The sequence below is a fragment of the Anoxybacteroides rupiense genome (assembly GCF_014196195.1).
GTDB lineage: Bacteria > Bacillota > Bacilli > Bacillales > Anoxybacillaceae > Anoxybacteroides > Anoxybacteroides rupiense.
In genome coordinates, this window is sequence record NZ_JACIDF010000004.1 from 25,727 (window position 1) to 50,229 (window position 24,503).

Consider the following 24,503-nt stretch of genomic DNA (forward strand, 5'->3'; position numbering starts at 1 on the left):
AGTGCCAGAAGCAACTTCAAACACCGTTAGCAACATCTTAGCAATGAACATAAATTCATAACGTTGTCATTTCCTTTTATAAGTAGTCTCCTCTTACCTCCAATATTTCGTCAACCATATAGAAAATAAAATGACATCACCACCTATAACGCGAAGAACTAAAAACAAGGAGTGAGGTTCTTTGCAAGCATTAACCATTAAAATCCGCTTTTTCCCAGATGATCTCGAACGACTTCTCGATTTGAGTGAAGAGTATATCCGCATTGTCAATCAGATGAGCGAACAAGCAGAGAAACAAAGCTCATTCCCGAAAATTTCAACCAAAGATGTGACTGCTCGTCTTCCTTCCGCCGTTCTAAATCAAGCTATTCGGGATGCGAAAAGCGTCTACAAGAAGATGAAAAAGAAGGCAAGCGTCCCATCCTTAAAAAACCCGTCTACTTCGTGAATAACCAAAACTATACGATTGGACCTGAGCGATTGCTTTTCCAATTATGTCAGGAGAAAAAACAAGAAAAACCGTCTTTCGAGCCGTCGTGACCAAGCGGGATTGGAGGTTTTTACGCCATGCTAAACTCGGACTAATGCTCATTGTAGAAAAGGGCGGAAAATGGTATGCACAAATTTCTATTCACGTTCCTGTAAGCGAAAAGAAAACTAAAAAGGTGATGGGAGTCGATTTAGGAATTAAATTTCCGGCGGTAGCCGTCACTTCGGAAGGAAAAACTCGTTTTTTCGGAAGCGGAAAGCAAACGATTTTTAACTTTTTACAATTTTTCATATTATCCTAATCGTTTGTTGCCACAATACTAAGATAAATCCATTTGTATAAAAACAAAAACCGCAAATCCAACTAAGGATCTGCGGTCTCCTGTTTCAATGATTCCGACTGGGCTCGAACCAGCGACCTCTACCCTGTCAAGGTGGAATTTATTATTTATACATAATTTTAATTAGTTTTATCTAACCTTAAAAAACCTTATTAAATCAATATTTTATTGATACTCATAGAAATTAAATTCTTATTTAATTATATCCTTTTTTATCTTTTTTCACCTATTCCTCCGCCAAAATCCACACCAAATCCTCCAAATTAATACGAAAAGCAATAAAAAACGAGGCTGTACATCATCCAGCCTCGTTTGTACCATTTAACCATTTAAGAAACACAGTTTTGCTTACTCTTAATTGTCTTCCGATTTTAACAACATGAAACTGTCCACTATTGAGTAATTCATATGCATTTGTTATACCAATTTGCAGGATCTCCTTGATGTCTTCTGCAGTTAAAGTAATTGGTAATTCATCTTCGTTTTTATACATACAATCTACCTCCATTCGGAGGTCAGACGTATTTTAATTAGTGTTTTAAATAAAGTGTTCTAACCGATGTTTCCAGTAAAGGGTGTTGATTAGTGCTTTGAATTAAAGTGTTTTGATTGGTTTTCTTATTGCTGACCTTTTTCGTTTTTTTACAAATATTAATTATTTATAAAAATCTTACTATATAACTATAATTTTGTAAAGATCCAAAATAATAAAGAAGGAATTTTTTGTTCCTCTTTTGACTTACGCTAATGCAGTTTCAATTATATTTTTAGCACTATTGTTTACATATTATCTTCGTTTAGTCCGTTATAAGAAACAACTTCCCAAACAGGCTCTTGTTTTTCTGCAACAAAATAGCCATTCAATTCAACGACTCGCCCTTTTGCCCATGGAGATTTTCTCTATGTCTATCCAAGAAAATGTTGAATTTATTTCATATTCAACTTCATGGATAAACGCTAAATAATAGAGAGCATTTATTTTATATTCTTCAATACTCCTCCGCACTTTTTCAATGTCACTTAGAAATGGTTTGTCTGATAAATCATATTTATATTTCATTTCAACCACTGCAATGATTTCGTCTACGTCGTTTTTCAAATGGCCATTTTCCCCCGGATTTTCATTCAGTTTGACAACAACCAAATCTGCACGCAATCCCATATAATAAAATTCTGTATATATCCTTAAATGATTATTCAATAAGTAATGATCGCCCAATCGTCTTCTCAAGTGATAATAAAAAGCATTTTTCAATGAATCCTCTTTCAGCAAACTATACTGCAAATAATTAATCTTTTTTAATAATCTTCTAACCAAAACTTTTTATAGCACTATCGACTTCTTTGTAAATTTTTTCGCTAAACACCGTCTCACCCGGATCATCAAAAAATTTAAGTTTGCAGTAAAAGCAACTCTTTACTCCAACCTTTGAATATTGCTTCGAATCCTCTGAATTCTTAATGCAGCAGGAGAAACACCGCCTATTTTCGCATAAATCCGATCTTCGATATCCTCAATTCTTTCCCCAAGCAACGCCTTTAAAATTATTCCTACAAAAGAGGTGGTTAGTGGCGGAACAGTTAATCCGGTAGGTAATAAAGCAAATTCTAAACCTAAACCTAGTATATCAATTTTTTCTTGAATAAGACGACCACAGGATTTATTCCATTTACGAATTTCATTATTAACAACTTCTACTTGTTCAAGCAATTTCTCATACGAACCACTAGACTGGTTGACTATTTCTGTGATAATGTTCCTTAATTTCTTCACCTCAGAATCATTCAAAACATCTATATAATCAAGAATCGATACATTTTCTGGACATATTATTTTTAAATTCTTTAATACAACGCCCATTTCATCGATTTTAGGAACCAACAAATTTGTATCTGAACCAGCATGTAAATGGGATACTAAATTTAAAATTTTTTCATTACGAACAATGCTAGGATAAAATACTGCTCCAAGCGCTCTTGCTATTGACAATTGCGTGCTGTACATATGCGATTCTATAAATATTGTATCGGATACTTCTGAAGACAATTTATTTCTCAAATATGAAATTAATGATTGTACGGCTCCTCCAGCAGTTATACTTCCGGCAGCAATATGTCCTTCATTCATAAACCATGCTTCTCCAGCCTCAGCAACTTGTATGTGGATATCAGTTGTTTCTGTTAATGCGTTTACTAGTAAAGTTTGAGTTGGATTTTTTTCTAACAGTTTTTTATTAATCAAAGATACGTTATAACTCACTTCTGCAGCAACTTGTGGGTTCTCCCTAAACGTTTTCCAAAATGGGAATTGATTTGCTAAGGTAAGGATAGTCAAACCATCTAATTGACGAGGTAATATAACATTTATGTCCTTATCCTCTAAAAATTTTCTAACTGTAGATGGCTTGTATTTATGCAAAGGATTTTTGAAAATGGGTATAAGTTTACCTTTTCTAGCCAATGCAAGAACTAAATCTATAGGTAAAGAATTTAATGCCTTATAAGAATTATTTTTATCCGGTAAAATGGGATAAAACACTTTAGAATATAGTGTTAAAAGAATTGAAAGTTGTTGTTCTGTAATAAAGGGATCGACATAAATTGTTCCACCTTTAGGTAACCTATTATCGATAATAGATGTGTATTTGATTTCACCGTTTATTAATTTACCTAACGTATCACCGAAACGCTCTTCATCACGCTTAGCAATATCTCTTATATGATCATCCTCATAATCCAAAACATCAAAGCGACTAGTTTGAATAAAAAAATTTTTTCTTCTTTCTTCAATAGAGTCTAACATCTTTTCCTCAAATTTATAAACCGATATAGACATATCAGAAGGAAATAACTCTTTTAATATAGATTTTGCTTTTTCAATCATCTCCTTGTCTGCTTCAAAGTTTTTATCAGCAATATATACGTGAATAACTCCACCACTTACAGTTATTAAGTCAAAATAAACACAGTTAGGAATACAACTTTTTACTAAAAATTCTATATCAGAATGAGTAGCAGAAAATATGTGCGCTCTTCTTATATGCTCAGGCAGTTCATATAAACCTTTATTTGGAAAAGGACTATTACAAAAAGGCTCAATGATTACTTGTATTCCTAAAGGTCTGTTTTTTTCTACCACTTGTCTGGCTAAATCAATGATTTCCTTCGTAGCATTACCGTTCTCATCTCCAATAAATAATGTAATTCTTCCTAAACCATTTTCGATTGAATTAATTTTCTTTATTCCGGGAACTCTAAAAAACACTGCTCTTTCAATTTGGTACCGATATAGACTCATAATTCCCTCCAACAATGTTTTTTATTATAGTCCACTAATTTCTTACAATATTTTACTATATAAAGTTACTTCTGTAAAAATATACTCCAACTTCTAAACTGTTTTTGGCGATTGTACCAAATATTTTAGTAAAAAATAACCACTGAATAATTTCCAGTGGTCTGTGATTAGTCTCTTTTCCCGTATTAAAAAACGCGTGCAATTAATGTATTACTGATTATGATGAACTACTACCGTTTATCAAAAGTTATTTAGTGTTTAGGCTGTTAATTATACATTACGATAAACTCTTGAAATTTCTCAATATTTAAGGGAAGAACTTCTGTGTTATAAATATGCAGTGCATATATTAATGGAATTTCTTTTTCAAGTTCATTAAATTCAAATGGAAACGGCTCTGGTCTTCTCACTCTGCCAAAACCACTATTTGTATTGATTAGCATAACCCACTCGCCATATATATCTTCTTTATTCTCTACAAGCAGAATATTAAACCCTGTATTATCCGGGCTTTTTAAATATCCCCAAGCCAGTATTTTCTTATTATCTCTAAGTACAGGTCTTACAACTTTTTTATGAGTTATTCCCCTGTCAAATTGTGATGGCACCTCTCGGATAAAATCATTGTCAAATAATGCTTTTAATTGGATTGTTAGTGTTTTGCCTGAGACAAGGTGGATCTTAGTATATATCTCACTTGAATCCATCGAGTTCAGCGGTGTCATTGTTATTTGTCCGCCAGTATATCTTCTGTTAAACTCTTCAATAAATTCTTTAATAGGATTGTAAATATCATTGGCGTATTGATAGTTAATCATTTTTAAGTAGTTCTTTCTCTCTTGCCTCTCTTTCTCCTGCTTTAATTGTTCTTCCCGAATTGAGATATCCTTACTTAAACGAATATTAATCATATTTTCAATGATTTTAGAGTTTTCAGTGGGTGGTTCATTATCAATAAGCAAGTCATTTCTAATTTCCTGCCAACTTTTATATCTCTTTGCAGTACTTTTTTCTATCATTTTCATAATTACTTGTGTCATTGTAGTAGTTAAAGCAGGATTTATTGATTTAGGCGATGGCGGATTAGTAAAATAATGAGCGTTTCTCCAATCCTGAACATCTGCGTGATGCGGCAGATTAAAAGGATGCTGTAAGGTGGCTAGTTCATAAAATATAATACCCATTGAGTAAATATCCATTTGTATAGTGTTCTTCTCCAGTTTCCATCCTTCTGGTGCCATATATCTAATATGGCCGAACCCTTTAAAAGTCATTTGCCTAGTTCCATCATGAACTATTTTGGATAAACCGAAATCCGATATCTTTACTATTCCGTTATGCAGCAAGATATTATCCGGCTTAATATCTCTATGAATTAAAATACTATTGATATGCTCCATGCCATTAATTAACTGGTGAAAATAGTCAAGCAAATCCTTATTAGAAATAAATTCATTCTTTCGGATTGCAGTCTTTATTACCTGCTGAAGAGTTCCTCCGTTAGCATATTCCATTATAATGTATGGAGGCAATTCAGAATATTTGCTTCCATCATGAACAAAAACATAATTCACTGCATTTTCATGCGAAACCTTCATAGCCATGACGCTCTCATTTTGAAAACTCAGAAGTTGCTCGCTGTTCGGGAAATTAGACGGCAAAGTTTTTAATGCCCAAATACTTTTATCAGATTCTTTTTCGATTTTATAAACATATCCAAAACTCCCATTTCCAATAGGCTCTAATACTTTATAACTATTTTCTTCCCCATCAAATACAACAGAATTCGGTTGTATTAACAAATATATTCCCCTCCCTAACGAAATTACCGTTATCTGTATAGTAAATATTATAAACTGAAATATAAAATTCTACATTATCAGATACATAAACAAAATAAAGAAGTCAAGCGATTCCATTAATAAAATAGGAAAATTGCCCCATTCCTCCCCCCTAAACTAATCATCTATATTTTATTGAGTTTCGTGCTTTTTCTCTTATCTCCTGCATCCCTTTCGAATGAGAAAAGAGGCTATAATTAAACCTCTCTTCTCCCCACGAAAAGATGAAGATGAAAAAGTAGCAAAAAGTGTAAATGATGTTTAAGTATAACGCTGTTTATATACCTTGTTAGGACTATTCTGGAAAAATTCCACTTGTGAGTATATCTTTATTAAATTATTTGTTAGTTACGGCTAATTGCCATCAAATAATTACTCATGATGTAATGAAACACTTTTTCCTGCAATATATAGTTCTGTTTAATGTCTGGAAAACTTAATTTGTAGTAGTTATACTTTGGAGTCTTCACAATTTCATAAGTGACATCTTGTTTAAACAGGTCAATCAACATCGGAATTTCTTCTATGTAAAAATTCTTGTTAATCTGCATGTATTCAAAATAAGGCAAGACACAGTGTAAAACGGTTCCGTTTTCTGTTTTAAGTACTAAAGAAACCTGTTTATACGGCTCAATCTCAACAGCACTTTTCAAAACAGAATCTTTATACAGAAAATTGATTTCAATTAATTCTTCTACTGTGTATTTCATGTCCGTTCCCTCCCTTCTTACATTATTTCATCTCTTACCTTTATGTTTATAATCACCTGTATTTATTGCAAAAGTCTTATATAATACCGTTATGAATAAAATAGAGAACAGTTAAGCTTAAAAAGCCTACTGTTCCCCTCCCTATACCTTAATCCGTATGTCATTTCAGCAAATCGCGGATGTAATACAAAATGATCAAAGTGATTAAACTAATCAAAAACTTAATCCCACTTTTATCGTTTTCCTTCTGCTTCATCCATGTTCACCCTCTGCTCAAATCATTAAAAACGAATAAATGACTGCCCCAAAAATCGACAGTAAAATTACAATTCCAATAACATATTTCACGTATCTGTAAACCTTCGTTTGGGAAAAATTTTTAAAGCAAAGATGAATGGCTAAATCAGCGAATGCGACGATGATTATAAAAACAAACAGCAACAAACAAAAATCTGAGGCCTTTTCTGCCCATGCAATTAACGACTGTATTTCTGACATGAGAACTCCTCCTTTTTTATCTTACGTTATTTTGCTCTCTTACTAAGCATCATTTAAATTTCAAGGGGTTCAATCCTGCTTTTTTATTGAACATGCGATGTGGTTACGGAATCAATTTATAATTATTGATAATTATTGAATATGCAAATATAAAAACACGGAGCCAAAGCCCCGTGTTTAAATAAATATTGTCAGGTAGTAACTACATTTACTGTCAATTAATTATTAATACACCAATTTATGTATATTAAACATGTAATAATGTTTTATGTAATAAAAAATCATTTTTTATTTTGTTTTTTATACTCTGCATATATCTTGGTTAACTCCTGTAATACTGTCAAACCATTCTCTCCCCGAATTTTTTGTTAATAATACGCTATCTCATCGGGGACTAACGTATTACCTCCAAAAGGAAAAATAAAGGCGCTCTTTGAACTCTCAGTTAAATATTTCGTTATCGACTTATCATAAACTGGATTCGTTGTTTCTATCAAGTTTAAATCGAGTCTTTCTGGTTTAATTCCTCCTGAAATAATCAATACTTCAAAACCATCTACCTTTTCTACTTTCCGCTTTGGATGGTCTAGAAAATAATTAAACACATCATTTAATGTAAACTCATATCCATCAAATAGAAAAGCACCCAAAGCTGAATTTTTAGAAGCTTGGGTGCAAATAGAAGACAGGCAACGAAAATCAGTCAAATTAGATTAATAGCGACAGCTTGTCTTTTCTATATATATTTGTAAAATCGTATTTCTTTTCCATGTATACTTGATGCCAAATCATAAAAGCAAGGACGGTCCAGATTTTTCGGCTATGGTCTGCTTTATTTTTGCAATGTTCGTCTAGTAAACGATACAATACATCTTTATTAAATAAATGATCGGTTGCGCTTTCTTTTATAATGTTTTTCGCCCAATCATGCATTTCATTTTTTAACCAATGACGAATTGGCACCGGAAATCCTAATTTTTTGCGATTTAAAACATGATCTGGAACAATTCCTTTTGCTGCTTTTCGTAGAATATATTTCGTCGTTTTGTTTGTCGTTTTCATTTCCGGAGCAATTTTGGCGGCTACTTCAAATACCTTTTTATCTAAAAATGGAACCCTCAACTCTAATGAATGGGCCATCGTCATTTTGTCGGCTTTTAATAAAATATCGCCTCGCAGCCATGTATGAATATCAATATATTGCATCCGGTTTACAGGAGGATAATGAGTTGTTTCTCTATAAAAAGGAGCTGTAATATATGTATATTCTAATCCCCTCTTATATCCTTTTAGCAGTTCTTGTTTTTCTGTCTCGCTATACATTTTCGCATTGCCGATATATCGTTCTTCCATTGGTGTTGTACCGCGCTCAATAAAGCTTTTTCCTTTTATTCCTTCCGGGAGTAGCCCTGCAATCACTCTCAAAGCTGATTTAACCGTACTTGGCATTCGCTCAAAAAGTTCCAATGACTGTGGCTCACGATAAATGTTGTAACCGCCAAATAACTCGTCAGCTCCCTCACCGGAAAGAACGACCGTTACATGCTTTCTTGCTTCCCGGGCAACAAAATAAAGCGGTACTGCCGCAGGATCGGCAAGTGGATCATCCATATGCCACATAATTTTCGGTAATTCCGCCATATATTCCTCTGGTGAAATGACATAGCTAATATTCTCAACGCCCAGCTTTTCCGCTGTTTCTTTTGCCACATCAATTTCACTGAAGCCTTCCCGCTCAAAGCCGACAGAAAATGTCTTGATATTAGGATTGAATTGTTTAGCAATTGCTGCAATGAAGGATGAATCAATTCCTCCTGATAAAAACGAACCTACCGGCACATCGCTGCGCATATGCACTTGCACGGAATCGAACAGCGCGTTGCGAATTTCTTTGACAAGTTCATCTTCTGATTTGATGATAGGTTGGAATTGGGCTTTCCAATAGCGATGAATGGTTAATTTTTCACCGATTTTTTTCTTAATATAATGACCCGGTTCTAACTTTTTAATACCAACAGACATCGTCATCGGTTCAGGTACATATTGGAATGTTAAATAATGCTGCAGTGAATCATAGTCTAATAAATCATTTTTAAGAGCGAGCAAAATACTTTTCTTCTCGGAAGCAAAAAACGTACGGTCGCCCTGTTCCATGTAGAAAAATGGTTTTATGCCAAACGGGTCACGTGCCGCAAAAATCGTTCTCTCTTGTTTGTCCCAGATGACGAAAGCAAACATACCTCGAAGCTTTTCTACAGCTTTTTCTTTTTCAGCACTATAAAGAGCAATAATGACTTCTGTATCGGAATGAGTAGTAAATTTATATCCCTTTGCAAGCAATTCTTCTCTCAATTCCACATAGTTGTAGATTTCCCCATTAAATATGATCCAATATCGTTCATTTTCATAGGACAATGGCTGGTGCCCTGTCTCAAGATCAATAATACTCAAGCGTCGAAATCCAAAATTCACGTATTCATCAAAAAAATAACCACCATCGTCAGGACCGCGATGAGTAATGATATCATTCATTTCTTGAAACGTTTCTTTCCATTTTTCATCGACGATTCTTGGATGATCATGAATACAACCAATAAAACCGCACATGATATTGCTATTCCCCCACTTTATCAAATTTAAATTTTATAGATTGTATCAAGACTTGGGTTAGCAAAATATAATATTTTGATCTTATTTAAATTTAACAAACTCTATTTTTATACCATCTATAGGTTCCTGTAATGAACTTTTAACATAAATTATTCCTCCTGAAACCTGTTACGATATTCTCATACTAGAAACATATCAACACAAAAATTAGTAGCTTTTCACTCAATGATATTCTCATTCCTCAAACACAAACATATTAAAACAATAAAATGTGGAGAAATTATGGATTTTTTAGAGATTGTTACAATAATTACATGATAAGAATCATCTCCATTGTTTCTGCAAATTTAGTTGATAATATAAAAACAGCAAGTTTAACAAAGGAGTTGCAACTGTCATGTTAGGGATTATACTTTTTTTAGCCTTTATGATTGTTTCACTTTCTATTTTTCTTTTACGAAAGCCAACCAATGAGAAGTTATATAAACTAGCAATAGGATCCTATATCGCTTTTTTCCTATTGTTTTTAACTCTATTTTTCCATTATGTAAATTCTGAAAATATGGTCGACGCTATAAACAATCTAGTACAGAAAACATCATATAAAAATAAAGTTGAAGCGAGAAATCCATCATCTAGACATTCAAAAGAACAAATCCCGGTTAAATCAGCTCTCATTGATGCCCCCCTTTTCTCGCAACTCCCAGAACTACCAAGGGGGTGCGAGGTAACAAGTCTGGCAATGCTTTTGAATCACGCGGGAATCAATGTAGACAAGATGACACTAGCGAAGCAAATAAAGAAAAATCCAACCCCTTATCGAATACATAATGGAAAAGTATTTTATGGACATCCAAATGAAGGGTTTGTTGGTGACATGTATACAATAAAGAAACCGGGATATGGTGTCTATCATAAACCTATAAAAGAATTAGCCGAGATTTATTTACCAAACCAAATCGTTGATTTAACAGGACAATCATTTGAAGAAATATATAAGTATTTGTCTGAAGGTACCCCAGTTTGGGTTATTACCAACACAACCTTTCGTATACTTCCTCCGTCTGAATTTATTGAATGGCAGACCCCGCAAGGCCCTATAAAAATAACATACCGGGAGCATTCCGTGTTAATCACCGGATATGATGAGAAATATATTTATTTTAATGACCCATTGACAGGTACGAAAAATAAAAAAGCACCTAAGTCTGAATTTATTCAAGCTTGGATACAAATGGGCAAACAAGCTATTACCTATAACCGCAATTAACCGGTTATAGATAGTGGCTTATCTTTTTTATTTCAAAATGTAATTTGACTCCTATTAATGTCAAACAATAATTTAATCTTCGAACTACTTCGTGTGAAAAAAATATAATTTTTCTCCATAAATTTTGCACATTTATTCTTTATGATGATATCAGTAGTGATTCAGATTACATGTTTACGGAGGGATGTATGCATGAAGAAATTATTGTTTGGAACCATCTTAGCAGGAGTCGTTGCTATCGGTACAGCCTGCTCAAATAATACTTCGCACAGTTCCATGCAAGGACACGATATGTCAAACATGAATATGAAGGAAGAAAACACCGCACAGGACTCCAGTAAGAAACTGCCTTTGGCAACAAACACAGAAGTTTTATCCGGTAAAGAGATTAATCTTACTGCTAAGGAAGCATTATTACAAATAAATGATAAAGTAAAACTTCCGGTCTACACGTACAATGGATCTGTTCCCGGTGCACAAATCCGTATTAAACAAGGGGACAGAGTGAAAATCAATTTTAAAAATGAATTACCGGAACCGACGACCATTCATTGGCACGGCTACCCTGTTCCGAATAGTCAAGATGGAGTTCCGGGTGTCACGATGAACGCAATTAAACCGGGGGAAACCTTTACGTATGAATTTACAGCTACTGTACCGGGAACGTATTTTTATCATTCCCATCAAGAAAGCGCGAAACAAGTGGACAAGGGATTATACGGTACATTAATTGTAGAGCCTAAGAATGAGGAAAAAGTAGATCGAGATTATACACTTGTGTTAGATGAATGGATGAGCAATCCAGATGAAGGAAATATGGATATGAGTGGTATGGATCATAGTAATATGGGACATGGAAATAGCTCTGATGACCAACATATGGATATGAGCAGCATGGGCCATGATATGAGTATGTATGATATTTTCACGATTAACGGGAAAAGCGGTTCCGCTGTAGAACCTTTAAAAGTAAAAAAAGGCGAAAAAGTACGGCTCCGCCTTGTAAACGCAGGATACATGCCTCACAAGCTTCATCTGCATGGCCATGAGTTTAAAATTGTCGCAACAGACGGGCAGCCGTTAAAAGATCCGCAGCCAATCAAAGATGAACTTTTAAATATTGCTCCGGGTGAACGTTATGATATTGAATTTACAGCGAATAATCCGGGAGAATGGTTATTAGAATGCCATGGTGATATGAAAGGCACCGATGGCATGAAAGTAAAAATTCAATACGTAGGACAGGCAAACAATACGGACAAAGCAAACGCAAAAGAGGATCTCCGTATCGTTGATATTACAAAATACGGAAAACATGAATTAGGTCAATTTACATTAGACCAAAAATATGATGTAGAGTACACAATGGATTTAGGAACAGCCATGGGCAAAGATGGCATGGTCTACACGATTAATGGGAAAACGTATCCTGAAACAGCACCCGTAAATGTGAAGAAAGGAGATCTAGTAAAAGTAAAATTGGTGAACAATTCACCGAAAGATTTACATCCTATGCATTTACACGGACATTTCTTCCAAGTATTAAGTAAAAATGGTAAGCCAATTACAGGCTCCCCATTGATTAAGGATACCTTGAATTTAAAACCGGGTGAAGAATATGTAGTCGCATTTAAAGCAGATAATCCGGGAAATTGGATGTTCCATTGCCATGACTTGCACCATGCTTCAGCCGGAATGGTCACAGAAGTAAAATATAAAGATTACAAATCTGACTATATACCAAACTCTAATGACACAACAAATAAACCTGAATAACAATGTGAACTAACCCCAAAAAGTGGATGTTTAAAAAATCCCTGGAGTTATTTCCTATAGAAGGAAATAACTCCCTTTTCTTTTTCTTTAGTGTTTATTTTTGCTTGTCACTTAGTGGCTTGACATAGAGTCTCCTTAAGAATAGTTACCTCGCCAGTAAGCCAAGTGCTGTTTCAACTCCTCCTTCTTAACCAGTACATGTCATACCTTCAACTTGTAAATGATATTACGTTTTTGACATTTAATTTCCTCCTTCCAAACAATAGTTTTTACACGAAAAAAATAAAGAATAAATTCAAACTTACTAGAAAAACCAAAACAATAGATACCCAATTTCTTACATAGTTGAAACATCTTTGGTCTTTTAATTGTTGGTCTATTTCAAATCCGTATACTAGCAGACTCATGATTAAAATTGGAGTTACTATTGTTACTGAGAATAAAATTGGCATTAAAAAGCTATTTACACTTTTATAAAAATAAAATGGTAAGAATTTTGACACTGCAGAGATTATTGGATCGAAGAGGAATGACGTCAAAAATCCGAGACTTAAACTCATCATCTTAAATTTAAATGAAAATAACAAAAATAAAATATACACCATGACTATAGCACTGACAACCTTACCTATGATTTGGATAAATGACAGTAACCAGAGATCTCCAAATTTTGTCGCCCAAAATATCATCACGAATAACCCAATTGTTTTCCCCAGAACGAGATAACATAGTTCTCTTATCCAATTTTGATGAAATTGTTTAAAAAGGTAACAAATAAACAAAATGTTTATATAAATTTGGCTTGGTGTAAATAAAGCCAATAGACCTAAGTATATTGTTTTTAATATCCTCGTTTGGCTTTCATGATAATGACTCCAAAAAAACTCGTGAATATTTAATAAGAATACATCTACAAATTGGTTGTATAATTCCATATAATACTCCTCACAAAATTAATGTGTTTCAAATTTTTCCTTTGATAATATTCACTTTATGTTGCCTATTGTCCACATCTTTGTTTTCTGCAACTAAAAATTTAAGCGAAATGCAATGAAAAAGTTTAGCACCATAGTTCCATAAAAGTAAATATAATCCATATACCAATATAATTATCTTACTCTATAAGGCTTGACATGGAGTCTCTGCGTGCATGGATTCTTTTGCGAAGGCTGCAGCACAAAAGGAGTTCGCAGAGACAACCAGCCTACCATGCACGCCACTCCATGTAAAGCCGTGTCTCTGAATTATATTTTGTGAGAAAACTGACCTGTTTTGTTTCCAATTTAGTGCTTAATTTTTTATCTTGCATTTTCCTAAAGTTTTATTTTGCATTAAACACGTCTTTAAATTTGTAAGCAACATGTTATTCACAATAAATAACCAACCATACCCATCATTAGAAAAAAGTGTTTTAGCTTTTCCCCTCCTGAAAACTTAATATTACTAAAAACCGGTGAAACCCCCATAAAATCTGTTGATAAGAAATGATGTTAACTTTGTCATCCAATCAAAAAACAAGAATATTCCCATAAAAACCATAATGTAACCACTGACTTTTAAAATCGTCCGGTTATATTTTTTAATCCAATGTAATTTTCCAATAAAAAACGCCATAGTAAAAAAAGGAATTGAAAAACCAAGTGAATACATTATCATATAAAACAGTGCTTGATTGGGATTTGTTACAGCTAAAGCGATTACGGAAGCCAAAATCGGGCCTGTGCATGGTGTCCAACCGGCAGCAAATCCAATTCCAATGAGACTTGATCCAAAGTAACCTGTTGGGCGATTCCGAAACGAAAACATCTTCCTATCTTTCATAAGAACAGATGGTTTAAATACACCGATGGTCATCAGGCCGAAGAAAATGATTAAAATGGAACCTATTTGCCTTATTAAATCATCGTATTTTAAAAAGAAGGATCCTATAACGGACGTAGAAAAACCAATCACGATAAAAATCACTGTAAAACCAAGCAAGAAGAAAGCTGTATGTAAAAGTGCCCTCTTCTGCAATAATCCATTATTTTCTTTTATTTCTTCAACCGAAATACCCGTAATATAAGATAAAAATGCGGGATAAAGCGGGAGACAACATGGTGAAATAAACGATAAAACTCCTGCACCAAATGATAAAATCGCATTAACCTCTGTCATGATATCAGCTCCTTTAATAACAAAAAGGGAGCTCCCTCCCTATCATGGCATAATTTGAGTCATATATTTCTCTATATCTTCTTCAGTTAGACTGGCTGTGATTCGATCAACTACTTTTCCATTTTTGTCAATTAGAAATGTAACTGGGATTGGCCCCACACCATATAAATCAATGACTTCTTCTTTCTCATCTAGCAAAATTGGAAAAGTCAGACCATAACGTTTTACAAACTTTTCTACTGTTAATTTTGGTTCACCTACATCAACTGCTAAAATCGTAACTCCTTTGTCTTTAAATTTCTCATACTGATTTTGCATATAAGGCATCTCTTCTTTACAAGGCGGACAATAGGTGGCCCAAAAATTTAAAAACACACCTTGTCCTCGATAATCACTTAATCTTACCGTTTTTCCATCAAGAGTTTGTAATTGAAAATCCGGGGCTTGGTCGCCACGAGAGACCATTCCATTGTCATTGTTAAAAATACTTGAATATAGTACATAAATGATCGTAGCAACAAATCCAATTAAAATCCCAATTCGCACGATAAGTCTTCTTTTTTTAGCCAAAACGAAAAACACTCCTTTACAAATTCTTTTAAGCATATGAATGCAATCCAGCAATGACAAGATTTACGACAATTAAATTAAACATTATGATGACAAAACCTATCACAGACAGCCAAGCAGACTTTTCTCCTTCCCAACCTTTTGATAATCGGAGATGGAGATATGCTGCATAGAAAAGAAAAGTGATTAATGCCCAGACTTCTTTTGGATCCCATCCCCAAAACCTTGTCCATGCTTCTTGTGCCCATATCATTGCAAATATTAACGCACCTAATGTAAATACCGGAAAACCAATAATTACTGAACGATAACTGATTTCATCTACTAATTCCGGACGAATATTTTTTAAGTATGGTTGAATCTTTGCCCCAATTCTTTTTTGGAATAAAAGTCGCAACATTATATATAACACGAGTCCCATTAATAATGACCAAATCAATGAATTTAGTTTTCTTGGTGCATTGACCCCATTCATCCATGAAGGAGCTTCTACAATTGGTTTAAAAGAATGAGAACTCTTCACGATTTCCCCGTCAGGAGGCCCTACTATGGCTGGCATATGATAAACAAGCTCTTGTTCTTGTTGTGTTTCATTTACCCATGAAAATGTTGTTTCAAAATTCATGGCATTAAAAATATAAGAAACAATGGCGAAAGCTAATGTACTTAATATAGAATAAATCACAAATTCAATCCAAAAGGTTTTTTTGCTGCTCTTCGTTTGGTCAACAACTCGCAATAAGTAAATAAAACCTGCTACAAAACTAATGGTCAAAATTCCTTCTCCTAATGCTGCTGTTGTCACATGAATTTTCAGCCAATAACTTTGTAAAGCTGGCACTAATGGCGATGCCTCTTTTGGAAATACACTGGCATAGGCAATAACCGTCATCGCAGTAGGAAGTGCAAATAGTCCAATGATGTTTGTTTTATAAATTAAATAGATTATTAAATACCCCAAAACGATCATCATGCCTAAAAATGTAGTAAACTCAAACATATTGCTTACTGGTACATGAGAAATGGCAATCCAGCGAGTAATAAAATAACCGATTTGCAATAAAAAACCTAAAGCAGCAACAATGATTGAAATACGTTCCCATTTTTTGATTTTCAAAGAAGCTTTCTTTTGTTTTGACGCGAAAGATCCCCATGCTAGAATGGTTGCTATAAAATAAGCAAAAAATGAACTAGCTAAAAGATTACTGCTCACATTAATCATGCTACCTCTCCTTTATGCTCTTTTTGATCCTGAGGCTTGGTTAAATCTGTATCTTTAATTACATAATCAATCTCTTTTTTAAGTCCATACCAGTTTTTGTTTGTATGTGCTGCCATCCAAATTTCATTTCCGACGATTTGCACCCAGATTCTTCGATGGTTCCAATACATACCTTGAACAAGACCAATCATAAAAATTAAGCCGCCGAATGCTATGACTCCTAAGGTGCGGTCTTTTCTTACAGTTAAAGCAGTAACATTACGTACATCCAATTTTGTAAACGTCATTTTAAATTTGTTTTCACCGAATGGCTCCAAATTTTGTCGAATAGCAACAAAACTGATTTCTCCATCCTTTGTTTTAGGGGTGTACATTTTAAATACAAATGCAGGGTTATTTGGAATTTTGGATTTTGTTGTTGGACCTTTATCGCCAAATTCAAAATCAGGAAAATATTCGAGAATTTCCACTTTATACCCATTTCCTAAATTGTAAGTAGATTTTGGATTCAATAAATCAACTTCTATTTCTCCAAAGGTTTTTCCGGTCTCTTTTTCCTCCAACTTAAAATACATTTTATGAAACTCATTCAACTTGTAACTTGTTTGATAAAGAGCAAATCCATCGAATTTTAAAGGATGATTGACCTTAATCGATTGTTGTTTAAGTTTAACTAGTTTAGGTTCAGCACCAGCAATTCCTACATTTTTGTTTTCATAAAGGATAGCATCAGTCTGATAGTTTTTTGGAATTCCATTACCGACTTTTTTTATTATTTCTTGAAACTTTTTATCATCTTGATCATAAGTCTCTAATATGAATCTTTCACTTTTTAAATAGTATTTTCTGTCTGTACCAGGGATTGCTTCTGTTTCTCCATCACGAATCCAGAGAACTTCATCCACGTACATTCCTGGGAAAAATCTTAACATCGCGCCAATTAATACAATCACCAGACCAAGATGATTAACATACGGTCCCCATCTGGAAAAACGTCCTTTTTCCGCGAGAATATTTCCGTTTTCTTTACGTATCTGATAATGTTTTTCTTTTAATTTCTGCTCAACTTGTTTTATCGTTTCGTGAGGATTTGGAACTCGTGATATTCCAAAGATTCTTTGACGTTTTAAAAAGCTTGTATGCCTTGTAACACTCTGTTTTTTTAAAGCCCGATATAGGGGAACAACCCGATCTAAACTTGCAATAATTAAGGATAAACCCATTGATGCAAGCAAAAGCATATACCACCAAGAGCCATACAGATTATGGAATCCTAATGTGTAGAAAATATATCCAACTACCCCATACTGTTCTTTATAATATTGTGCTGGATATACATTAGGTGGAATATACATTTCCTGTGGCAATATTGTACCAATAGCTGACGCAATAAGAGTTAACACGATAATCCAAATTCCAACTTTTACAGACGAGAAGAAGTTCCAAATTTTATCAATTATTGTTGTTTGATATGTTTTCGATCTCCTTGCAACCCCTTCATATCGCATATCCAGAAGTTTCTGTTCTGTTTCTTCATGAAACGGTTTGCCGCACGATTCGCATAATTCCGTTCCAATAGGGTTTTTATGCCCACATTCACATTCTATCAATTGCAATTTCCTCACCTTTCTATAAATACTTTTCCATTGCCTTATGGAATTATAGAAGAAAAATTTGAAGAAAATATGAAGAAGACCAAAAAATTATAAATTTACTAGTATTTTATAAAATAAAAAAAAGCAACCAAATTTGGTTGCCTTTTTCGCATTATGTAGTATGTTTTGTCTTAGACAATATAATGACATTGGAATCATCAGTTTGTTTAAGGAGTTCGATTTCTTCCATTAATTTCATATTTTGTTCTTGTAAATTTTTCACTTGCATCTTCAATGATTTCAGTTCATTCAATTGATTTGTTGATTGAGTTGTGTGACAGTCCTTTTTCCCTCGTGTAAACATCCCTTTCATACAGAATAACATCATTAAAGGACATAATAAGTATATCAACCATTCCATATTTCCTGATCCCCTTTCATATAAATTGAAACCTCTTTCAGTAGGAGATCTCCTTCCTTTATATTACAAGTTCGTCCACGAATGAGGTTCTTTCGGTCGGTAATTCCTCGTTCGAAGATGCTTGAGGCTGTCCTACCGCCCATTAGAACAGGGCAACTTCGGTAAAAAGCCCTTCAAAAAAGAAGAACTTTTATCAATTTTTACACGATGGTTTTATTCAGCTTTATTATAAGATTCCATGAATTCTCCGCATGCCTTCATCATTTTTTGTCCTTGAGGAGAATTCATCGCTTCCATCATCTTCATCATACCGTTTCCATTCATCATGTTCGTCATACTATCTGACTTTTCCGCATAAGAAAACTGTCCGACTACTAACAATGCTGCCAGCGCAAATGAAGAAACAAATGCAATTTTCTTTTTCATTTATGATCCCCTCCCTTCGTTTTAAAACCATTATAGACAATAAATTTGATGAAAATATGGAGATTTGTCTATTCTCTAACATGTCTCATGCTATCTTACAAATGTACTTGGAACTTTTGGGAGAAAATATAAAGACGACTCATCAATCTTTCAATAGCCGTTTTTTCTCTTCATATTCATTTGCATCAATTCTCCACGAGCAAGTCGCTCTTTGAGAATATTCAATGCATGATTTGATTTATTTTCAAATGGTTTCATGATTAACAAGATCATACAATATATTGCAAATCCAATAATGATGATCCAAAATAACATATTTAACATCATACCCATGTTCATCATCATGACTTCCCCTCATTAGTAGTTGTTTGACTATTCATCCCTTTTCCCTGTTTTGCTATTTGTATCCAATTTCCACCATGATTATCCGTTAAATAAATGTCTTTTTCAAACGTTGTGAAAACGATTTGCTTTTCATTGTTTGGATTTACCGCAATGTATCCAATAGCATTATCCTCACTTAAAGTTGGAATAGGGATGTTTTTTTTCTCTCCGGATTCAAGATTAATTTCCATCAAAGAAGGCTTATCAGTAATAACTCCGGCAAGAAGTTTTCCCTCTTTTGTAAAGGAAACGGATGTGACTGGAGTATTTTTTGCAATGTTATCAAAAGAATTACCATAATCCTTAGATAAATAAACCCCTCGATTTGTACTGATCACAACCATATTTTCTTTCTCTGGATGAACAGCAATAGCTGATGGTTGCCCTTCTAGTCCTTTCATATCGCTTTTCGTCCACGTTTTTGTTTCGTCTAACGAGTAGTACAATCCAGCGTCATCCATTCTTGAATTCCGTTCTGGGTTTAAAACATAAATGGCATGAGAATAATATCCAACCCCCATTCCGTGAAAGTCAACCTCCCCATATAAATCAAGCGTTTGTAGGTTTTTCCCCATATCTGTACTTTTCACTACACCGAATGGATTTTTCATAGAAGAACCCGGAGCTGGATGTCCACTGCTGTAAAACCCGTTATCAACCATAGAGAATCCCATATAATCATGTTTTTCTCCTTCTGGAATTTTCCACTTACCGTTTTTATAGACCTTCAATCCATCATGCGCCGGTACATAAATTTCAGTCCCATCATTCGTAAAACCTAACCCGTGAATATGCATAAAATCAATGTCCTCTTCTTCTCCTGTCCCATTTGTTAATGCAAATACTCCAGAAACAGCTAAGGCTAGTAAAGCTAAAACTGATACCCATCGGCTTAATTTTAACCATCTTTGCAGCTTGTCCCGTTTTAAGCGTCCTTCTTGTTTTTTCACATTAACAGTTTTTAATTGATTTCTGATTAGGAAAAATAAAATGATTCCTAACCCCAACAAAATCGACGACACAATAAAGCTATAATTTAACAAAGTAGCGGTCAACATCTCCCGTTGGTGTTCTTCTTCAGTACCATGCGCGAATACACCAACCGGAATCATAAATAATGCTGAGATCAAAAAAGTAAAAAGTTTTAACTTCAATCCTATTCTCCCCTTTTCTTATAAAGTAAAAGATAGAAAATTCCCGCAAGAAGAATGGGAACTCCCATCCATAGACAAATTTGAACAAACGTTTTCATATATACCCTTAATTCCGGCCGGAACATGAACGAACCGGACATCGTCAAACATAACAATCCAGCCATGATCAACAAAACAGGCACAATGATTTCAAATTTTTTCATTGGGCATCCCCCTTATAAATCGGGAATGTAAGTTCAAAGCTTGTCCCTCTTCCCACTTCACTACTTACATGTATAGTCCCATTTTGCAGTTTCACAAGTTGTTTGACGATTGCCAGTCCAAGCCCGGTACCCCCGAATTCTCTTGATCTTGATTTTTCCACACGATAAAATCGTTCAAATAAAAATGGAAGATCTTCTTTCGGTATCCCTATCCCCGTATCTTCAATCAAAATCTTTACTTTGTCTTGATCATAAGACAATTCTATTTTTATAAACCCTTTTTCTGTATAACGAATGGCGTTTTCGATTAAATTAATGACAATTTGCTCCATTCTTAAACCATCCGCATAAATACTCGGCAATTGATAAATTTTATGAAAATATAACTGTAACCCTTTCTCCTTTGCTTTCACTTTTGTTTTTAATACGGCATTTTCAATCACTTCAATCAGATCAATTTCCTCCAAATGTAATGGTAACTTTCCTTCCTCCATCTTTGCCAGTTCAAACAAGTCATTGACTAGCTTGGACATTCTATTGGCTTCTTGCTCGATAATTTGTATATACATTTCTTTTTCATCCTCTGTTTGATACTGTTGGTTTTTTAATGCTCTCGCATACCCTTCTAAATACGTAAGAGGAGTCCGCAATTCATGGGAAATGTTTGCAAAAAATTCCCGCTGGTTTGACCGGTACCTGTATAATTCAACGGCTAAATCATTAATCGCCTTGGCTAGGGAGCCAATTTCGTCTTTTGTTTCAACCAAAACTTTTGTATTTAAATCACCTTCAGCCATTTTGCGGGTTGCTCTTTCCATTTCTAAAAGTGGATTGGCTAACTTGCGTGATACAATAAAGGTAAAGCCAAGGGCTAAAAGAATGGCACCAATGCCAGCCCAAACAATTAAATTCCTTATTAGATGAATTGATTGATGTATCTCATCGATGGAAGCCAATACAAAAATTCCGCCGATAAAGCGATTTTGTGCAAAAATAGGTCTTCCAACGCTTAGAAAACGTTTATCTAAGATTTCATCGTAATATTCCTTTTCAATGACGGAATTTCTCCTTAAAAGAGAAATGTCATTTGCATCGATTCTTTCTCCTTTCGATAAGCTTGGGATCCCAGAGTTTGCAACGACGATGCCTTGTTCGTCTACGATTACAATTTCCTGATCTATCATATCGGCAAGTAATTCAAACATACGGAGGATATTTTTATCCTCTAACGATGTGATGGAATTCGCATAACGATTGGATAAATCGTAAATTTGATCTTTCATTTTACTGTAATAAAAGCCAGAAAATATTTCATTGATAATAAAACCAAGTGGAAGCAAAATGGTTAACACAATGACTAGAATACTTGCCCCTAATTTTACAACGATACTATTCCATTTCATTGGTCTTCTTCAGGAGCTTGGAATTTATAGCCCATTCCCCAAACCGTTTTAATCGGATTAAAGGAAAGCCCGTTTTTTCTAAACTTTTCCCTTATATTTTTCACATGGGTATCAACTGTACGAATATCTAAAACGTCATGAACTCCCCATACCCGATCTAGTAACATATCCCTTGTAAATATCGTTTTTGGGTTTAACACTAATAGCAAGAGAATATCAAATTCTTTTGGTGTCAATTCTAATGGACGATCGTTTACAAAAACTTGTCTTTCATTTTGATCGATTTTTAAATCTGCAATCTTAATGATTCCTTCCGTTTGAATAGGATTGGAAGAAGCAGCTGAACGTCTTATTAGTGCTTTAACCCTTGCCACTAATTCTTCGGGTTCAAAAGGCTTTACAAGATAATCATCGGCTCCAACATCAAATCCTTGTACTTTATCTTTTACATCACCACGTGCCGTAAGCATAAGGATGGGCACTTGACTCATTTCCCTTATCTTTTTGCATACCTCCCATCCATCCATATCGGGCATCATGATGTCTAAAATCACTACGTCGATTCTTCCTTTTGTCAATAAGGTTAATGCTTCTTGTCCACTTGCCGCTTCAGTTAAGTGAAAATATGGAGAAAGATTGATTTTTAGTAAATGCCTCATGTTCCATTCATCATCAACGATTAATACTCTTTCTTTCTTCATCCTTATATCACAATCCCTGTTTATAATTTGTTAATAAATGATCCGGTCAATTGTTTGTCCTTTAACCTCTCATTTTTTCAGTTAAAGAAAACACATTCAATCATCGTCCCATATACGATTTCTTGAACCACTTTCATGATAACTCCACCTGCTTGTTGATCCACAAGCGGTGAAAGTGTTTTAAACAATTGTGGTGCGTCGTAATAGACGGTATAAAACGGTTCATTCGCAAAAATAATTAAGGCACAAGCTGTAGTCAGTAACATTCCTGATGTAAAATATAGTAAATTTTTTGGATATTTGATAAACAATCTAATTCCTTAGTGACCGGAATTAAAGGGATCCACATGAACAATGCGGAGATGGTTAATATAATATGGGTTAAGTTATGCAAGATATTATGTGAAACGATTGTATTAAATATGAATGGGACTTGATAAAACGAAAACAACACATTAAATAAAAGTAACGGGATCAACGGATATTTTAAAAAATTGATCCATTTGTATCTTAATCCTAAATGAAGAATTGATACCATCATTCGATTTGGCAAACCTAACAGCAGTAAAGGTGGTAAAACTATATAAATTAACAATTGTTCCAACATATGAGCGCAAAAAATGATCTCCTAAGTAATGTAAAAGGCTATCCCCAACAAAAACGCAAATAAAACTGGTGTTCCTTCGAAACGATGAGCCGTATCATAAAAGGCTGACTCAAAATATTAATAATTTGATTAAAGAAGTCGTACACCTTCTATCACTATTTTTCGTTGATTTTTACAATGATTAATCTTATTAAAAAATTTTGAAGAAAATATGGAGATAGATGCTGATATTATATTCTTTTGTGTGTATACATTTCTTTGCTACCGATTGTATCCTCAACAAACGCTTTATGAACTTGTTGAAAATCTTAAAATATAGAAATAGTTAGACAAAAAACGAAAGTACAAACAACATAAATCTTTATTCAAGGATTCTTCACAACTCTTCTCTTCGATTTCGCAACATTCGAACACGTACTTTCGACTACCATCTTGATTCCACAAAGAAAAAATCTACATTCCATAGGAAATTTCGAATTTTAAAGCCCGGTGGAGAAGTTCATATAGCAGATTTGGTATAAGCAATTAAGTTGCCCTTCCCACACTATAAAAAAGACCCCCTCCAATTCTACTTGGAGGGGATCATATCAGGGAGTATAAATCCATGTATGTTACTTCACATCGTAACCTTGCTCTTCAATCGCTTCTTTGAGTTTTTCTACACTTACCTTTGTTTCATCATAATCTACATCCACAGTGCCTTCTTGTAAATGTACTTCTACATTTCTTACCCCGTCTAACTTTTTAAGAGCGTTTGTCACCGCCATTTTGCAGTGTCCGCAAGTCATTCCTTCTACTTGTAATGTAATCGCCATTTTTTATTCCTC

General features: G+C 34.2%; 23 protein-coding genes and 1 pseudogene. 4 read left to right on the forward strand and 20 right to left on the reverse strand.

Annotated features, from left to right (window positions below):
- Positions 1–181 precede the first annotated feature (181 nt).
- Both GGQ95_RS07915 and GGQ95_RS07920 read left to right on the forward strand, forming a co-directional pair.
- Complete coding sequence (locus tag GGQ95_RS07915) at positions 182–448, forward strand: hypothetical protein (RefSeq protein WP_159719455.1); 267 nt, start codon at positions 182–184, stop codon at positions 446–448.
- A gap of 46 nt (positions 449–494) precedes the next feature.
- Complete coding sequence (locus tag GGQ95_RS07920; protein ID WP_159719454.1) at positions 495–791, forward strand: hypothetical protein; 297 nt, start codon at positions 495–497, stop codon at positions 789–791.
- Between the two features lie 337 nt (positions 792–1,128).
- Here GGQ95_RS07920 and GGQ95_RS07925 read toward each other — a convergent pair whose 3' ends face one another.
- The 7 genes from GGQ95_RS07925 to asnB all read right to left on the reverse strand — a co-directional run bounded on the left by GGQ95_RS07925 (position 1,129) and on the right by asnB (position 9,784).
- Complete coding sequence (locus tag GGQ95_RS07925) at positions 1,129–1,323, reverse strand: helix-turn-helix domain-containing protein (protein ID WP_042407523.1); 195 nt, start codon at positions 1,321–1,323, stop codon at positions 1,129–1,131.
- 372 nt (positions 1,324–1,695) lie between these two features.
- Positions 1,696–2,085: a hypothetical protein gene (locus GGQ95_RS07930; RefSeq protein WP_042407524.1), complete on the reverse strand. Its 390-nt coding sequence runs from the start codon at positions 2,083–2,085 to the stop codon at positions 1,696–1,698.
- Between the two features lie 162 nt (positions 2,086–2,247).
- Positions 2,248–4,128, reverse strand: coding sequence for a hypothetical protein (locus GGQ95_RS07935; RefSeq protein ID WP_044741690.1), 1,881 nt, complete (start codon positions 4,126–4,128; stop codon positions 2,248–2,250).
- A 266-nt stretch (positions 4,129–4,394) separates the two neighbouring features.
- On the reverse strand, positions 4,395–5,930 hold the full coding sequence (locus GGQ95_RS07940; protein WP_042411600.1) for a serine/threonine-protein kinase: 1,536 nt from the start codon (positions 5,928–5,930) through the stop codon (positions 4,395–4,397).
- A gap of 383 nt (positions 5,931–6,313) precedes the next feature.
- Positions 6,314–6,679, reverse strand: a complete 366-nt coding sequence (locus GGQ95_RS07945) for a hypothetical protein (RefSeq protein ID WP_042411602.1) — start codon at positions 6,677–6,679, stop codon at positions 6,314–6,316.
- Between the two features lie 273 nt (positions 6,680–6,952).
- The gene (locus tag GGQ95_RS07950; RefSeq protein WP_042411605.1) at positions 6,953–7,177 is read right to left on the reverse strand and encodes a hypothetical protein; all 225 of its coding nucleotides are present in this window, start codon (positions 7,175–7,177) and stop codon (positions 6,953–6,955) included.
- Between the two features lie 708 nt (positions 7,178–7,885).
- Positions 7,886–9,784 (reverse strand): asparagine synthase (glutamine-hydrolyzing), encoded by a 1,899-nt coding sequence (asnB, locus tag GGQ95_RS07955; protein WP_042411608.1) that lies wholly within the window; start codon positions 9,782–9,784, stop codon positions 7,886–7,888.
- 400 nt (positions 9,785–10,184) lie between these two features.
- Between asnB and GGQ95_RS07960 the strand changes: the two genes are divergently transcribed.
- Both GGQ95_RS07960 and GGQ95_RS07965 read left to right on the forward strand, forming a co-directional pair.
- Complete coding sequence (locus GGQ95_RS07960; protein WP_042411611.1) at positions 10,185–11,057, forward strand: C39 family peptidase; 873 nt, start codon at positions 10,185–10,187, stop codon at positions 11,055–11,057.
- Positions 11,058–11,249: 192 nt separating this feature from the next.
- A complete protein-coding gene (locus tag GGQ95_RS07965; RefSeq protein WP_042411614.1) occupies positions 11,250–12,833 on the forward strand; it encodes a multicopper oxidase family protein in 1,584 nt (527 codons plus the stop codon).
- Positions 12,834–14,276: 1,443 nt separating this feature from the next.
- Here the strand turns inward: GGQ95_RS07965 and GGQ95_RS07970 are convergent.
- The 13 genes and pseudogenes from GGQ95_RS07970 to copZ form a co-directional block, all read right to left on the reverse strand.
- Positions 14,277–14,990, reverse strand: a complete 714-nt coding sequence (locus GGQ95_RS07970; protein ID WP_042411620.1) for a cytochrome c biogenesis CcdA family protein — start codon at positions 14,988–14,990, stop codon at positions 14,277–14,279.
- Positions 14,991–15,032: 42 nt separating this feature from the next.
- Positions 15,033–15,560 carry a thiol-disulfide oxidoreductase ResA gene (gene resA, locus GGQ95_RS07975; RefSeq protein WP_231883423.1) on the reverse strand — a complete coding sequence of 176 codons (528 nt, stop codon included), beginning with the start codon at positions 15,558–15,560 and terminating at the stop codon, positions 15,033–15,035.
- A 28-nt stretch (positions 15,561–15,588) separates the two neighbouring features.
- Positions 15,589–16,782: a c-type cytochrome biogenesis protein CcsB gene (gene ccsB / locus GGQ95_RS07980; RefSeq protein WP_042411624.1), complete on the reverse strand. Its 1,194-nt coding sequence runs from the start codon at positions 16,780–16,782 to the stop codon at positions 15,589–15,591.
- Positions 16,779–18,398, reverse strand: a complete 1,620-nt coding sequence (resB, locus tag GGQ95_RS07985) for a cytochrome c biogenesis protein ResB (RefSeq protein WP_042411627.1) — start codon at positions 18,396–18,398, stop codon at positions 16,779–16,781. The genes ccsB and resB overlap by 4 nt, the downstream gene beginning before the upstream one ends.
- A gap of 151 nt (positions 18,399–18,549) precedes the next feature.
- Entirely contained in the window at positions 18,550–18,798 is a 249-nt protein-coding gene (locus GGQ95_RS18595) for a DUF2933 domain-containing protein (RefSeq protein WP_042411630.1), read from the reverse strand.
- 213 nt (positions 18,799–19,011) lie between these two features.
- On the reverse strand, positions 19,012–19,224 hold the full coding sequence (locus GGQ95_RS07995) for a hypothetical protein (protein WP_042411632.1): 213 nt from the start codon (positions 19,222–19,224) through the stop codon (positions 19,012–19,014).
- 150 nt (positions 19,225–19,374) lie between these two features.
- Positions 19,375–19,566, reverse strand: coding sequence for an SHOCT domain-containing protein (locus tag GGQ95_RS08000; protein ID WP_042411636.1), 192 nt, complete (start codon positions 19,564–19,566; stop codon positions 19,375–19,377).
- Positions 19,566–20,762, reverse strand: coding sequence for a F510_1955 family glycosylhydrolase (locus GGQ95_RS08005; protein WP_052510056.1), 1,197 nt, complete (start codon positions 20,760–20,762; stop codon positions 19,566–19,568). Before GGQ95_RS08005 ends, GGQ95_RS08000 begins: the two co-directional genes overlap by 1 nt.
- A gap of 2 nt (positions 20,763–20,764) precedes the next feature.
- Positions 20,765–20,965 (reverse strand): hypothetical protein, encoded by a 201-nt coding sequence (locus tag GGQ95_RS08010; RefSeq protein WP_042411639.1) that lies wholly within the window; start codon positions 20,963–20,965, stop codon positions 20,765–20,767.
- Entirely contained in the window at positions 20,962–22,368 is a 1,407-nt protein-coding gene (locus tag GGQ95_RS08015) for a sensor histidine kinase (RefSeq protein WP_042411641.1), read from the reverse strand. Before GGQ95_RS08015 ends, GGQ95_RS08010 begins: the two co-directional genes overlap by 4 nt.
- Positions 22,365–23,069, reverse strand: coding sequence for a response regulator transcription factor (locus tag GGQ95_RS08020; RefSeq protein WP_042411642.1), 705 nt, complete (start codon positions 23,067–23,069; stop codon positions 22,365–22,367). Before GGQ95_RS08020 ends, GGQ95_RS08015 begins: the two co-directional genes overlap by 4 nt.
- Before the next feature lie 77 nt (positions 23,070–23,146).
- Positions 23,147–23,676, reverse strand: a pseudogene (locus GGQ95_RS18810) (cytochrome c oxidase assembly protein).
- Between the two features lie 611 nt (positions 23,677–24,287).
- The gene (gene copZ / locus GGQ95_RS08035; RefSeq protein WP_042411645.1) at positions 24,288–24,491 is read right to left on the reverse strand and encodes a copper chaperone CopZ; all 204 of its coding nucleotides are present in this window, start codon (positions 24,489–24,491) and stop codon (positions 24,288–24,290) included.
- Between the last annotated feature and the right edge of the window lie 12 nt (positions 24,492–24,503).